The sequence below is a fragment of the Synechococcus sp. R55.8 genome (assembly GCF_047461895.1).
Classification (GTDB): Bacteria; Cyanobacteriota; Cyanobacteriia; order Thermostichales; family Thermostichaceae; genus Thermostichus.
In genome coordinates this window covers 15,313-29,259 of the sequence record NZ_JANSIB010000015.1, presented here as the reverse complement: position 1 = coordinate 29,259, position 13,947 = coordinate 15,313, and the positions used below count along the sequence as shown (strand labels likewise).

Sequence of the window (13,947 nt, the reverse complement as noted above, 5' to 3'; positions counted from 1 at the left end):
GAAGAATGGAGCGCACCCTGCTAGGGCCGGAAACGGCTCAGGTCAAACCCACTATACCAACCATCAGCATGGCCCGACCTGCACGAGGCAAGTGACCCAGAGGCGGGATACGCTACTAGATACGCTACTATAAGTACCCGCTGACACCCAGGATCCCGACCCATGACGGAAACGGCTGACCTTTGGCCACAGCTTTTGGGGCAGTTGCTGGATCGGCAATCTCTCAGCGAAGCCCAAGCTGAACAGTTGATGAACGGTTGGCTCCAGAACCAAGTGCCAGATGTGGTGTCGGGGGCGATTCTGGCGGCCCTGCAAGCCAAGGGTGTGAGCGCTGGTGAACTGGCCGGCATGGCACGAGTGCTACAGCGGGCTTCGCTGGGATCCCCGCTGGACTTGCCTCTCCTGGTGGATACCTGTGGCACCGGCGGCGATGGGGCCGGCACTTTTAACATTTCCACGGCGGTGGCCTTTGTGGTCAGTGCAGCCGGGATCCCGGTGGTTAAACATGGCAACCGTTCCGCCTCTGGCAAGGTCGGCTCGGCGGATGTGCTGGAGGCCCTGGGGGTGAACTTGGGGGCTGAGCCAGAGCGGGTGCGGGCGGCTGTGGCGGAAGTGGGCATCACCTTTTTGTTTGCTCCCCAGTGGCACCCGGCCATGCGGGCGGTGATCCCCTATCGGCGGGCCCTCAAGGTTCGCACCATTTTCAACCTGTTGGGGCCCTTGGTCAACCCCCTCTATCCCAACCGCCAGGTGATCGGGGTTTACGCCCAGGAGCTGGTGCCGGTAATGGCAGAGGCCCTGCGCCTGTTGGGACGGGAAGGGGCCATTGTGTTGCACAGCCGCGAAGGTCTCGACGAGGCCGGGCTGGATCAGCCCACGGATTTGGGCGTCCTTTGCGGCGGGTCGGTGCGGACGGAAGTCTTGAACCCTGCAGATTACGAGCTGACCCTGGCACCCACCCAAGCTCTCAAGGGGGGGGATGTGGCGGAAAATGCTGCCATCCTCGCCCAAGTTCTCCAGGGATCCGGGACGCCTGCCCAGCAGGATGTGGTGGCCTTGAATGCTGCTTTGGCCCTGCAGGTGGCCGGAGTGGCCCCCGATTGGAGAGCCGGGATCGCCCAAGCTCGCGAGATTCTCGCCAGGGGTGCCGCTTGGGATCGCTTGCAACAGCTGGTTCATTTTCTCAAGGCTTGATGCCGGTAGGAGCCCAGGAGAGGGCGACAGGGATCCCACCTGAGCCTAGGGCTAAAACTCCCGCCCTCGCCCAAAGGCCAGAACTTCATCCACCCCCAAGCGAGGCTTGCGCGGCAGGTTACCCGCTGCCGCATATCCAACCGCCAGCAGCATCACCGGCACGTAGCGGTCGGCAATGCCGAACTCCCGCTTTACCCCTTCCGGATCAAAGCCGATCATCGGCCCGCTCACCAAACCCTTGGCCTGAGCCGCGATCATCAGCGCCATGGCAGCCATCGCCCCAGAGCGAATCGCTTCATCCCGCGCCAAGGTGGGATTGTGGAGATAGGTTGCCTGGGCCATGTTCACCCAGCCTTCCGCTTTTTCGGGGGGGAGGATCCCGGCAGCAACGCTTCTTTGCACAATTTCAGGCAGTTTCTCATACCCCCGCAGATCCCCCAGGATGATAAACACCACCGATGCATCCGCCACCTTCTGTTGGTTGTAGGCCAGAGATTTGAGGCGCTCTTTGTCTTCCGGGTCGGTGACCGCAACAAACCGCCAGTGCTGAATGTTGAAGGAAGAAGGAGCTTCCGTAGCATAAGCCACCAGCTCTCGGATCTCCGCTTCCGATAAACGGCGGCTGGGATCCAATTTGTCGGCGGAAATGCGCTCTTTCAGGGCAGTTAGGGCGTCCATAGGGATCCTCAAGTGTCGGTAGAAAGGCTGCTCCCCCCAAAGGTAGGGGCAGGATTGGCAAATGGCTATACATTCCGTGTTCAAACGGTCTGTCTTCTTTGTTATCCCCCTTTTATCCAGCCTGTGGCAACCGGGTGAGGCACAAACTGGGCCTTGGCAGGGCAGGCAAGCGGGATCCCTAACGCAAAGGCAGGTATGATGGAAAAACAAACTGGTCTCATCTGGGTCGCCCGGTTAATCGTCGGATTGGTGTGGTTGATGGGGAGAAGCAATCGGTGAACTTCGGTCGAGTGCTGACGGCCATGGTTACCCCCTTTACCGATGAGGGGGAGCTTAACTACGATGAGGCCGCTCGTTTGGCCGATTACTTGGCAACCCACGGCAGTGACGGCTTGGTGGTCTGTGGCACCACAGGCGAATCTCCCACCCTAACCTGGCAAGAGGAGTATGAGCTGTTCCGCGTGGTGCGAGATGCCGTAGCCGGTCGGGCTAAGGTGATCGCCGGGACGGGATCCAACTCCACCCGTGAGGCCATTGAAGCCACAAAAAAGGCCGCTCAACTCGGTTTGGATGGCTCTCTGCAGGTGGTGCCCTACTACAACAAGCCTACCCAGGCCGGCCTTTATGAGCACTTCAAGGCCATCGCCCAAGCCAGTGACCTGCCCATCTTGCTCTACAACATTCCCAGTCGGACAGGGGCCAGTTTACAGCCGGAGACTGTAGCCCAATTAGCAGAATTGGAAACGGTTGTCGCCATCAAAGAAGCCAGTGGTATGATGGATGTAGCTTCGGAAATTCGGCGACTCACTCCCTCGCGTTTCGCCATCTATTCAGGGGATGACTCTTTGACGTTGCCGCTCCTATCTTTGGGGGGGAGCGGTGTGGTCAGTGTAGCCAGCCACCTGGTTGGGTTGCAGTTGCAGGAGCTGATCCAGAGCTACATCAGGGGGCAACACGATCAAGCTTTGGCCCACCACCTGCGCCTGTTTCCGTTGTTCAAGGTTTTATTCATCGAGACCAACCCAGTTCCGATTAAGGCCGCATTGGAGATGCAGGGTTGGCGAGTGGGTCGGGCGCGCCTTCCCCTAGCGCCTCTACAGCCCAGTTCTCTGCAGGTTTTGCGACAGGTGCTTGAAGAGATGGGCCTACTGGCTGAATCGAAGGGATCCGAACAAATGGCGACGAAAGTTTCATGATTGCATTTTTAGGCTTTGCTTCTGCCATGACCACGGTTTTCAGGGGTTTGCAAGGGGCTCTTTTGTGGCGTTTGACCTGTGGGTAAGTGGCTTTTTCCCCGAAAAGCTCTTTCCCAGCTTGGGAAGCAAATAAGTTGCGGCGGCTGAGTTCAGCTTTCACCCACAGCCTTGTTGGGGATAGCCTGCGCCTATTTCTGTTTTTGTTTTTTTACTGTTGAGGATCTAAACCCATATGCCAACACCACGTTCTTCAGTTGCTTCTCGTTCTGTGATCCCACAATCCACCTCTTCCGTTCAGATGATTCCGCTGGGCGGCGAGCGGGAGATCGGCAAAAACACATGGGCCTTCCGCTACGAGGACGACATTATCCTCTTGGATGCCGGTTTGGCTTTTCCCGATGAGAGCATGCACGGCGTGAACATCGTGCTGCCGGACATGACCTACATCAAGCAAAATCGGGACAAAGTGCGGGGGATGGTGGTTACCCACGGCCATGAAGATCACATCGGTGGCATCCCGTATCACTTGCGGGAATTTGATATTCCGGTCATCTACGGCCCCAGATTGGCGCTGGCGCTGCTGGAAGAGAAATTGCGGGAAGTGGGCCTGCTCAACCGCACAGAGCTGCGTCCTGTTGGCCCCCGTGAAATCGTTCCCTTGAGTAAGCACTTTTTTGCCGAATTCATTCGCAACACCCACTCTTTTGCCGATAGCTTTACGGTGGCTCTGCACACGCCTGTGGGCGTCATTATTCAGACCGGCGACTTTAAGATCGACCATACCCCCGTGGATGGGGAGTACTTCGACCTGCAGCGGTTGGCCGAACATGGGGAAAAGGGAGTGCTCTGCCTGATCAGCGACTCCACCAACGCGGAAGTGCCGGGGTTCACCCCCTCTGAAGCCTCAGTGGTGCCCGGTCTCACCAAGGCCATTGCGGGAGCCAAGGGACGGGTGATCATCACCACCTTTGCTTCTTCGGTACATCGTCTCAACTTGGTGCTGCAGATTGCCGAACAGCAAGGTCGGGTGGTGTCTCTGCTGGGCCGCTCCATGCTAAACGTGGTGGCTCATGCGCGGCGCTTGGGCTACATCCGCTGCAAGGACGAAACGCTGCAGCCGATGCATGTGATCAACAGCCTGCCGGATGACCGGGTGATCATCCTCACCACCGGATCCCAGGGAGAACCGCTGGCTGCTCTTACCCGCATCGCCAACGGTGAGCACCCGCAGTTGCAAATCAAGCCAGGAGACACGGTGGTGTGGTCGGCCAACCCGATCCCTGGCAACACGATCGCAGTCTCGCGGGTCATTGACAAGCTAATGGAGCTGGGAGCCAATGTCATTTACGGCAAAGACAAGGGCCTGCACGTTTCCGGCCACGGCTGCCAGGAAGACCAGAAGCTGATGATTGCCCTCACCCGCCCCAAGTTCTTTGTCCCCACCCACGGGGAATACCGCATGCTGGTCAAGCACGCCGAAACCGCCATGAGCATGGGGATCCCGCGGGAAAACATTGTAATCATCGACAACGGCGATGTGGTGGAGGTGAACCGGGAGCGCATTGCCATCACGGGCCGCGTCCCCTCTGGCCTGCAGATGATCGCCGCTTCCCACGATGGAGTGGTGATGGATGAGATGATGCAGGAGCGGCAGCAGATCGCCAAAGACGGCATGGTGACGGTGGTGATCAGCCTGGACGGCAGCGGCCAGTTGCTCTGCACCCCGCAGGTGCAAACCTTTGGCTTGGCGGGGGAAGGGAACCAACTCAAGGGATCCGACCTGAAACCCCTTCTGGAGAACACCCTTCGGCAAGCGTGGCCCCAATTTGCTCGCTCGCTGGAGCGGGGCAGCCTGGACATCGACTGGGCCGGCCTTAAGGGCGAAGTGGAGCGGGTGGTGCGCCGTTTCTTGCGAGAACAATTGCCCGGCAAGCCCACGGTGGCGGTTTTTGTGCAATCCCCTGAAGAGGAGTCTGTGTCTTCCCTGAGTGTGGAAACCCAACCGGAGCCGGTAGCGGGTGCTCTGGGCCGGCGGCGGCGTTCCTCGACGGCTGTGGCTGCTTCCTAAAACTGGCCCGTTCTCCGTGGCTGGATCGTCTAAGCGCCTTTGGGATCCCTTGCCGAGCGCAGGGATCCTTCCTATTGTGCCGGCTTGTATCCATCCGTGAGAAAACTGCGGAGGGCAGACTCTGCCGCCGCATCTGGTTGCAGGGATCCCACCTCGCTAAAGGGAGGGCAGCGGGTTTGGGGAGGGAGCGGTTGCCGAAGGGCGCTCAAGAAGGCATCGGCCAAATCGGCGTAGCCCCGGTCGTTGGGGTGAAAGCCGTCGGCCAGCGGGCCGGGAAAGAAGGACTCGCGTCGGTAGGAGCGGGGATCGCAGAGCAAGTCCACCACTGGGATCCCCTGTTGGCTTAAGGGGTTGATGGCCCGTTGCGTGAGGCCAACCGAGATCAGGGAGAGCAGTTGGCGCACGCTGCTGGGTTGCTGCTGACCCAGAGGAATCAGGGCGAAGTTGGGCAGGTTGGCCACCGCCAGGCGAGCTTGAGGGGCACGGGCACGCACCGCTTGCAGCAGGGTTTGGTAATCGGCGGCGAATTGTCGGATCTGCTGATCGACGAAGGGCAAGGGATCCTCACCTTGGAGAGCCCGTTGAGCCGCCGCCAGAGCGATGGCGTTGGTATCGTTTCCGCCCACCCAAATGGTGATCAGGGTGGCATCGGGGGGAAGGCGCGGCACTTGATCCTGCAGCAAATTGGCCGGGATCCCCTGCCTCAGGGCTTGCATGGCGGGGCTGAGCACCGCTCCCGAACGGCCCAGGTTGATAAGCTCCACTGGGCCGGGCAGCAAGCGAGCCAGGCGGGGCACATAGCCCGTTCCATTGGGGCAGTCCAGGGGCTCTGAGCGCTGGGGTCGAGTGCCGGCGGCGTTGGCTGGGCCATCACAGGAAATGGAGGCGTTGTAGCCAACGGCATCGCTGGCTCCCAGGGCAACGTAGCGGGTGAGGGTGGGTGGGCTGGGCACAACAGGGGATCCAGAACTGGCAGAGCAGCCGGTTAGCCCCAAACTGAGTATCAAAATCAGCAGGGAGAGGAGGAACACCCAGCTGTCTTGTTGTCTTGGAGTCGAGTTTTCTGGGGTTCGGGTGCTGGCATCCTTTGCAGAGAGAGGCATGGGAAAGCGGGCATAGATAGGGCGAGGCGGGAAGCACCCCCAGACAGGCTAGCCAAGGATCCCAAAATTGGCGAGGTATGGTGGGAGTATGCCGCTACGGTTTTGCAAGTCCCGCACCTACCACGATCCCCTGCATGGCGCCATCAGCCTGAATGGAGGGGACGCGGTTGAGGCTCTGCTCATTCGCCTGATCGATACACCGGCCTTTCAGCGGCTGCGCCGCATTCGCCAGTTGGACACGGCCTTTTTTACCTTCCACGGGGCAGAGGGATCCCGCTTTACCCATTCGGTGGGGGTGCTGCAGGTAACGCGGCGGCTGTTCGACAAATTGGCCCATCGCCACCCGGAGCTGCGTCCCTATCGGGCGGTAACCTTGGCCTCGGCTCTGCTGCACGACATTGGCCATGCCCCTTTTAGCCATGCCGGGGAAGAGATCTTCGGCTGCCGGCACGAGGTTTGGACGGCCCGCATTCTCCGGGAGGATCCCCAGGTGGGGACGCTGCTGGCAGAGTTTGATCCCCAACTGCCGGCCCAGATGCAGCAAGTGCTGCAGAAGCAGTTTCCCCTGCCGCTGGTGGGGCAACTCATCTCCAGCCAACTGGACTGCGACCGCTTCGATTACCTGATGCGGGATAGCCTGCTCACGGGTGCCCAATACGGCCACCTGGACTTGGATCGCATCCTAACGGTGCTGGATTATGACCCGGAGACGGGATCCCTGTCCATCCCCGCCCGCAAAGGCCTGGGGGCCATCGAGCACTACCTGGTGGTGCGCTATTTCATGTACACCCAGGTGTACCAGCACCCCAAGAGCCTCTGTGCCCGTTTTATCTTGGAGCGGCTATTCAGGCGGGCAGAGGCGCTCCTGCAAAGGGGGGAGATTGAGCTGGATCCCATCCTCAGCGCTTGGTGCTGGGCCTCGCTGGCGGCTCAAAAAGGGGATCCCTTCGAGTTGCCGCTCCCCCTCTACTTGGCTGCCGACGATATCATCTTCAGCTACCCCATGCGCCTCTGGGCCATGTCGGGGAAGGATCCCATCTTGGCGGATCTGTCGCGGCGCTACTTGGAGCGGGATTTGTTCAAGGCCCGCAACATTACCCAGTTGTCTGAGGAACAACGCCAAACCCTGGTGGCCGCCGTGCAGGCCAAAATGCTGCAGGACGGGCTGGATCCTGAAAGTTACTTGGGCATCCGCTCTGCCCATGTCCAGGGCTATAGCTTTTATGACCAAGGGATCCAGCTCAAAACCGAGCGTGGCTATGAAGAAATTGCCCATCTTTCCCCTTTGGTGCGTGCCTTGGTGGAAACCCAGCGCCAGGTCTGGCTAATCTTTCCCCGGCCCTATGGCGATATCGTAGAGGGGGTTTTGTCTGCCTAGAAAATCATTGGGCCATCCCAGAGCTAGAGCATTAGAGGTGGGAATCTGTTCCTGAGCACATCTAAACAACGAGGGAAGCAGGAGTGGGGATCCGAGAAATCCTAACGGGGGTATTGTCCTTAACAGCTTTGGCGATTGCCCTAGTGGCCCTGCAACTGAGGCGAGCGTTGCGGGCTTCCCCCTGGCTGAGGGATCCCCCGGCGGAACAGGCAGGGGAAATCGCGGCCGGGATGGAGCGGCTGGCGGTGATCGTGCCCGCCTACAACGAGGCCGAGAACGTGGTGGGCTGCCTGAGCAGCATTCTGGACAGCACCTCTGCCCCTTTACAGGTGTGGTTGGTGGACGATGAATCCACGGATGCCACCTGGGAGCTGGCCCAAGCCCTGGCTGCCGAACGGCAAGATCCGCGCCTACACCTGCTCAAGGGGGATCCCCGTCCCAAAGGCCAAAGGTGGGTGGGCAAAAACTGGGCCTGTGCCCAAGCCGTCGCCCGCGTAGAAGCCGACTACTTGCTGTTTCTGGATTGCGACGTGCGGCTGGGATCCGGTGCCATTGAAGCGGCCTTAGGACATTTGCTGGCAAGCGGCAGCGGCTTGGTGAGTGTAGGGCCGCAATTGGTGTGCGGTTGCCTGGCGGAGTGGCTGGTGCAACCCATCATGATGACCATCCTGGCGGTGGGTTACAACTTTGCCGCCGTGAACGATCCCGACAACCCCAAAGCCTTTGCCTTTGGCCCTTTCATGCTGTTTCGGCGCTCTGCCTACGAGCAAGTTGGCGGGCACGCCGGAGTGGCCGATGTGGTGATCGAGGATGTGGCCCTGGGGCAACGGATCAAAGCCCAGGGGTTAGGCCTGCAAATTTGCCTGGGAGGGCCGCGGGTGCGCAGCCGCATGTATGCCAACGGGGCTGCCCTTTGGGAAGGGTGGACCAAAAACTGGTTCCTGGGCCTGGAGCGCAACTGGGCCTTGGCGGTGTTGGCAATGGGTACGGTCTTGGGGATCTGCAGCTTGCCCTGGTTGGGGGTGATCCTGGCTGGGGCTACGGGATCCCTGGAGGTGCTGTTGGCCAGCTTGGCAGGGATCCTGGCCCAATTGGCCATCCGGCTTCTGCTCCGGCATTGGGCGCATCTGCCCCTCTGCTACTGGTGGCTAACGGCAGTGGGGGGTTGGGCGACAGCGGCCATCATCTTGGCTTCGGCCATCCGCACCACCACCGGCCGCAACTGGACTTGGCGGGGCCGTTCTCTCGCCGTCCACTGACCGGAGTGCGCCAACACCCCAGAAATGGTACAAGAACATGGTCTAATGGGGGATGTTCGGAAAACAGGCAAGCTGGGTTTAGAAACAGCGGAATAGCACACCATGCAGGCTCTGGTCATCGGATCTGGGGGGCGAGAACACGCTCTGGCCTGGAAGCTGTTGCAGTCTCCCCAGGTTACTCGGATCTACTGTGCCCCCGGCAACGGCGGCATGCAGCAGCTGCCCCGCTGTCAATCCGTGGCTTTGGCGGCTACCGACATTGAAGGCCTGGTGCGGTTTGCTACCGTACAAGGGATCCGCCTGACGGTGGTAGGGCCAGAGCTGCCCTTGGTGCAGGGGATCGTGGACGCCTTCCAGGCAGCAGGGTTGCCCATTTTCGGGCCTAGCCGCGCCGCTGCCCAACTGGAAGGAAGCAAACTCTGGGCTAAGCAATTGATGCAAGAGGCGGGGATCCCGACTGCTCGCGCTACCGGCTTTGCTGAGCTATCTGCCGCTGTGGCCTATCTCGACTCCCAGAGTTTCCCAGTGGTCATCAAAAAAGATGGACTGGCTGCCGGCAAGGGGGTAACCGTTGCCCAAAACCGGGAAGAAGCCGTGCAAGCCCTGGAAGCAGCCCTGGCCAAGCCGGGCGATCAGGTGCTGATCGAGGAGTTTATCCCCGGCCAGGAGGTGTCGGTTTTGGCTCTAACCGATGGCCAGATCTGTGTGCCGCTGCCACCTGCCCAGGACTACAAGCGCCTTGGCGAGGGCGATACTGGCCCCAACACCGGCGGCATGGGAGCTCATGCCCCTGCGGATCACCTGGTCACTCCAGAAGGGTTGGCCCGCATCCAAACCCAGATCCTGGATCCCACCCTGGAGGCTTTGCAACGGCGGGGCATCCGCTACCAGGGGGTGATCTATGCCGGTTTGATGATCACGCCCAGTGGGGATCCCTACGTGTTGGAGTACAACTGCCGCTTTGGGGATCCAGAGGCTCAAGTCCTCCTGCCCTTGCTGGAAAACCCTTTGGACGAGGTGCTGCTGGCCTGTATAGAAGGACGGCTGGCCCAAATCCAGCTCAAATGGAAACCCGGCTATGCCGCCTGCGTGGTGATGGCAGCCCCAGGCTATCCCGATGCCTACGAGCGAGGGATCCCCGTCTCCGGCTTGGATGCAGCTGCCACCACGGGGGCGTTGGTGTTTCATGCGGGTACCCGCCAGGCAGGCAAGCAGCTCCTGAGCGATGGCGGGCGCGTTCTCTGTCTTACCGGCCAAGGGGCAACCCTACCCGAGGCCCTGCGCCAAGCCTACGCAGCCGTGGAGCAAGTGCAGTTTCCCAAGGCCTACTACCGTTCTGACATCGGCAGCCACGCCCTGGGGCCTGCCGTCCGCCGAGGAGTGATCCCTACCCCATAAAGCCATCCCTTGCCCTCTCAGCTGCAGCCGGATGGAAGAAGCCCCAGAGGGGTCGCTCCTCCAGGGCCCATAAAGCAGCTTTGAAAAAAGCTTTGATGCTTAGACGATAGCGCTTTCGGTAACAAGACGGCAACAGTGATATCAAAAGCTCAACTTTACTTTAGATTCCTTAACAATAGCCCTCTGCTTTGACTAGGCACGGATATTGCTGAGCTGAGTCTCTCCCCTCTCGAGGGGGATCCCCCATTAGCCCACTTGAACTGTTGCGGACCCGGATCCCCTAGAGCAGGCATTTCCTCTCCCAGGGTGGAAGAGGGGTTGGGGGTGGTCGTCTGGGGCAGCGCATGGCAGAGGAGACTATCTCTCTCAAATAGATTCAGAGTAACTGCAATCACCATCCCTCGCCATCTTCAGGCCAAACTCTCGCAGAGCGGGCAAGAAATTTTTGTTTTCGTGATGGGATCGGCTCAACTTCAGCAAGGCAAATCTCTGGATATCGTGCAAGTTTCTCCAGAAATCGAGGGCAAGCCGGATCCCCAGGTCTTGAGCTTTTTGTTGGACAGCCATTGGGATCTGGTTGGGATTTTGCCATTCAGGCTGGGGGTCAATGGGAATCTCTTGCGCCTCTTCGTGGCAGATGGAGCGAACCAAATGGCGCAGATGGTTGCGGAGTTCTTCTAGATCCTGTGGAGATTCAGAGGGCCAATCAACACACTTCCGCCGCTCTTCTAAGGAAAACTTGGCCCATTGATGGAGCTTGAGCTTGATCCCGCACAAATCCAGCTTTAGGCGCAAGGTCATGGGGATGCATCGCAGAGAGTCGGCAAAATCTTGCTCAAACTGAAACAGAGTCATGGGAACCTCGATTAGGAACCAAATCTAGAGTTGAGGGGATTGCTTGAGCGGTGGATCGGCTTTCTCAAGAGCAACGGCGCAGGCTTTTAATTCCGGCTGGCCGGAATCGGGACAACTGATGTCATGGGTAAGGGCATTACACTCGGCTTGTTCTGCCCAGAGGGATCCCCAGTGCATGGGTACAAATAGCGTACCGGGAGCAATGTTGGCAGTTATCTTGGCCGGGAAATAGGCCCGTCCGCGGGCAGAACGCACTTGAACCCAATCTCCACCTTGGATGCCCAGTTTTTCCGCATCGCGAGGATGGATTTCAATAAAGGGTTGGGGGTGCATGTGCTTGATTTTTTCAATCCTGCCGGTACGGGTTTGGGTGTGCCAATGGCCGTATAGCCTGCCCGTGGTTAATACGTAGGGAAACTGGGGATCCGGCGGCTCTGCTAGGCCACGGGAAGGGTGGGGGATAAAGCGGGCGCGGCCATTGGGGGTCGGGAAACGCCAATCTGTGTAGAGGCGAGTGGACTTAGGGGCCGAGGTTCTTTCTTTGGGATAAGGCCATTGCTGAGGGCCTTGTTCTGCCAAAAGGGCATGGCTGAGGCCGGAGTGATCGCAGAGGCGATTTGCGGTAAGGGCGGCAAATTCTGCATAAACCTCTGCCGCGGTTTGGAAGGAAAATTGCGCTTCAAAGCCCAACCTGCGCCCCACTTCAGCAAAGATCTCCCAATCGGGTCGGGCTTCGCCAGGGGGGTCTCGAAAGGCTTGACAAAGGGTAACCCTGCGCTCGGAGTTGGTCATCACCCCGGTTTTCTCGCTCCACTGACAGGCAGGCAAAAGCAAATGGGCATATTCTGCCGTTTCCGTAGGGTAATAAGCCTCTTGATAAACAGTAAAGGGAGACTTTTTCAGGGCTTTTTTGACCCGTTCCAGATCCGGAAAGCTCACCAAAGGATTAGTGGCCACAATCCAGAAGAACTGCAGGGATCCGGTTTCCAGAGCGGCAATCATCTCGGTAGCCCTCAGCCCTGGGCAGGGAGAGAGGGAACCGCTGGGCAAACCCCAAGCCTGCTCCACCTCTGCCCGATGCTGGGGATGGCTCACCAGCCGATATCCCGGCAGCAGATGAGATAACCCCCCCGCCTCTCGACCACCCATGGCATTGGGCTGGCCGGTCAAGGAAAAGGGGCCCGTCCCCGGTCGGCCAATTTGCCCGGTCAGGAGATGCAGGTTGATTAAGCTGGTGATCTTGGCGGTGCCCTCGCTGGACTGGTTTAGGCCCATCGACCAAAGGGATAGAACTCTTTGGGATCCCTGCCAAAGCTTGGCTGCTTCGATCAAATCCTCGGTGGCAATTCCGCAGCGCTGGGCCACAATCTGCGGTTCATAATCGGCCAGCAAAGCTGCATATTCAGCAAAACCTTGGGTGAAGCCCTCGATAAAATCAGCAGCAATGGATCCCCACTTTAACAACAAATGGGCAATCCCATTGAAAAGATCGATATCGGTTCCAGGACAAATTTTTAAGTGGAGATCAGCAGCTTCTGCTGTTTGAGTGCGCCGGGGATCCACGACCACCATTTTGAGGGGGGATCCGGGCTTGTGCCGCTTCTTCAAGCGATTAAAAAGAATGGGGTGGCACTCGGCGGTGTTGGTGCCCACCAGAAAAGCCAGATTGCAGAGATCGAGATCCTCGTAGCAGCAGGGGGGGCCATCGGATCCCAGGGATTGGGTGTAGGCCGAGACGGCTGAGGACATGCACAGGCGCGAGTTGGTGTCAAAATTATTGGTGCCCAGGCAGCCCTTAATGAGCTTTTGAGCAACGTAATAGTCTTCAGTGAGCAACTGCCCCGATCCATACATGGCTATGGAGTGGGGGTTGTCTTTGAGGCAGCGCAGCCGAGAAACCATCTCCTCAAAAGCCTGATCCCAAGAAATGCGACGAAAGGGCTGATCCAAGCTCTCCCGAAACAGGGGAGAGAGCAGCCGATCTCGACCAACTGCCTCCAGAACCGTAGCCCCCTTTACACAGACCATCCCCAAGCTGGAAGGATGCTCCCGGTCGCCTCTCATTTTCCAGTCACCTGAGGCTGTCGAAACCGCCTCCAATCCACATCCCACACCGCAATAGGGACATAGGGTTTTGATGACAGCTTTTTCCGACTCCATCGCGGTCACCATGAGTTGGGATCCCTATTAAACGCCCAATTCTCTCGCATTTTGGATCCCTTAGCTGAGAAGAGCGGCAACTTGGATCTCCAAGCCAGGTAATACAACCTAGCTCTTGTCAGTGTCCTGTTCAGCTAGCCAAAGATGGCCATCTTGAGTTTGGATAAAAACGTATTTGCTTCTGGGAAAAATCAGCCAGACTTCCAGTACATCGGAGCTGAGATACTCTTGGGCTTTTAGGAAAATATCTTCTCCACAGTCGGTTGGAGAGAAGATCTCCTCAACCAGAGGATAGCTCTGCAGCAGCGTGGCAATATCCTCTCCAAATTGCTGGATTAAATCTGGAGATGAGTAGGCAGCATCAGGTCTTCTGACTCTGCCTTTGGTTTGGCCGGGAGCCTTCACCAAAACCATACCCCCCAATGGCTGACATTCAACATAACCGAGCCAACGGAAGAGAAGTCGGGTTTGGATCTTGGCATGCACTAAGGTTTGCCCCACTTTCTCTACAATGTAGCCATCTACCCATTTGGTTTGGGCAACCGGATTGGCCAGATAGTCGGCAAGGGTTTTGGGCAAGCTAGAGACCCGCTCCTCCATTGGGAGATCGGTTGGAACTACCTGAACCGGAGCAGTGGCCATCAACTTCCCTCCCCAA

The 13,947-nt window shown here is 58.7% G+C and carries 11 protein-coding genes; 6 read left to right on the top strand and 5 right to left on the bottom strand.

Annotated features, from left to right (window positions below; translation table 11 throughout):
- Window positions 1-162 precede the first annotated feature (162 nt).
- Window positions 163-1,194: an anthranilate phosphoribosyltransferase gene (gene trpD / locus NW829_RS02905; protein WP_414412726.1), complete on the top strand. Its 1,032-nt coding sequence runs from the start codon at window positions 163-165 to the stop codon at window positions 1,192-1,194.
- Between the two features lie 51 nt (window positions 1,195-1,245).
- On the opposite strand, the gene NW829_RS02900 is transcribed toward trpD, so the two are convergent.
- On the bottom strand, window positions 1,246-1,872 hold the full coding sequence (locus NW829_RS02900) for a nitroreductase family protein (RefSeq protein WP_011431721.1): 627 nt from the start codon (window positions 1,870-1,872) through the stop codon (window positions 1,246-1,248).
- Window positions 1,873-2,147: 275 nt separating this feature from the next.
- On the opposite strand from NW829_RS02900, the gene dapA reads away from it, so the two are divergent.
- A complete protein-coding gene (gene dapA, locus NW829_RS02895; protein WP_011431720.1) occupies window positions 2,148-3,068 on the top strand; it encodes a 4-hydroxy-tetrahydrodipicolinate synthase in 921 nt (306 codons plus the stop codon).
- Window positions 3,069-3,300: 232 nt separating this feature from the next.
- Window positions 3,301-5,136 (top strand): ribonuclease J, encoded by a 1,836-nt coding sequence (locus tag NW829_RS02890; RefSeq protein WP_414416388.1) that lies wholly within the window; start codon window positions 3,301-3,303, stop codon window positions 5,134-5,136.
- Window positions 5,137-5,207: 71 nt separating this feature from the next.
- Here NW829_RS02890 and NW829_RS02885 read toward each other — a convergent pair whose 3' ends face one another.
- Window positions 5,208-6,167, bottom strand: coding sequence for an SGNH/GDSL hydrolase family protein (locus NW829_RS02885; protein ID WP_414390498.1), 960 nt, complete (start codon window positions 6,165-6,167; stop codon window positions 5,208-5,210).
- 160 nt (window positions 6,168-6,327) lie between these two features.
- Between NW829_RS02885 and NW829_RS02880 the strand changes: the two genes are divergently transcribed.
- The 3 genes from NW829_RS02880 to purD all read left to right on the top strand — a co-directional run bounded on the left by NW829_RS02880 (window position 6,328) and on the right by purD (window position 10,274).
- Window positions 6,328-7,617, top strand: coding sequence for an HD domain-containing protein (locus NW829_RS02880; protein WP_414412730.1), 1,290 nt, complete (start codon window positions 6,328-6,330; stop codon window positions 7,615-7,617).
- 83 nt (window positions 7,618-7,700) lie between these two features.
- Window positions 7,701-8,876 (top strand): glycosyltransferase, encoded by a 1,176-nt coding sequence (locus NW829_RS02875; RefSeq protein WP_414412731.1) that lies wholly within the window; start codon window positions 7,701-7,703, stop codon window positions 8,874-8,876.
- A gap of 102 nt (window positions 8,877-8,978) precedes the next feature.
- Window positions 8,979-10,274 carry a phosphoribosylamine--glycine ligase gene (gene purD / locus NW829_RS02870; protein ID WP_414412732.1) on the top strand — a complete coding sequence of 432 codons (1,296 nt, stop codon included), beginning with the start codon at window positions 8,979-8,981 and terminating at the stop codon, window positions 10,272-10,274.
- Window positions 10,275-10,640: 366 nt separating this feature from the next.
- On the opposite strand, the gene NW829_RS02865 is transcribed toward purD, so the two are convergent.
- The 3 genes from NW829_RS02865 to NW829_RS02855 form a co-directional block, all read right to left on the bottom strand.
- On the bottom strand, window positions 10,641-11,075 hold the full coding sequence (locus NW829_RS02865) for a nitrate reductase associated protein (RefSeq protein WP_414399381.1): 435 nt from the start codon (window positions 11,073-11,075) through the stop codon (window positions 10,641-10,643).
- 78 nt (window positions 11,076-11,153) lie between these two features.
- Entirely contained in the window at window positions 11,154-13,289 is a 2,136-nt protein-coding gene (locus NW829_RS02860) for a molybdopterin oxidoreductase family protein (protein ID WP_414416391.1), read from the bottom strand.
- Between the two features lie 108 nt (window positions 13,290-13,397).
- Complete coding sequence (locus tag NW829_RS02855; protein ID WP_414416387.1) at window positions 13,398-13,931, bottom strand: Uma2 family endonuclease; 534 nt, start codon at window positions 13,929-13,931, stop codon at window positions 13,398-13,400.
- Between the last annotated feature and the right edge of the window lie 16 nt (window positions 13,932-13,947).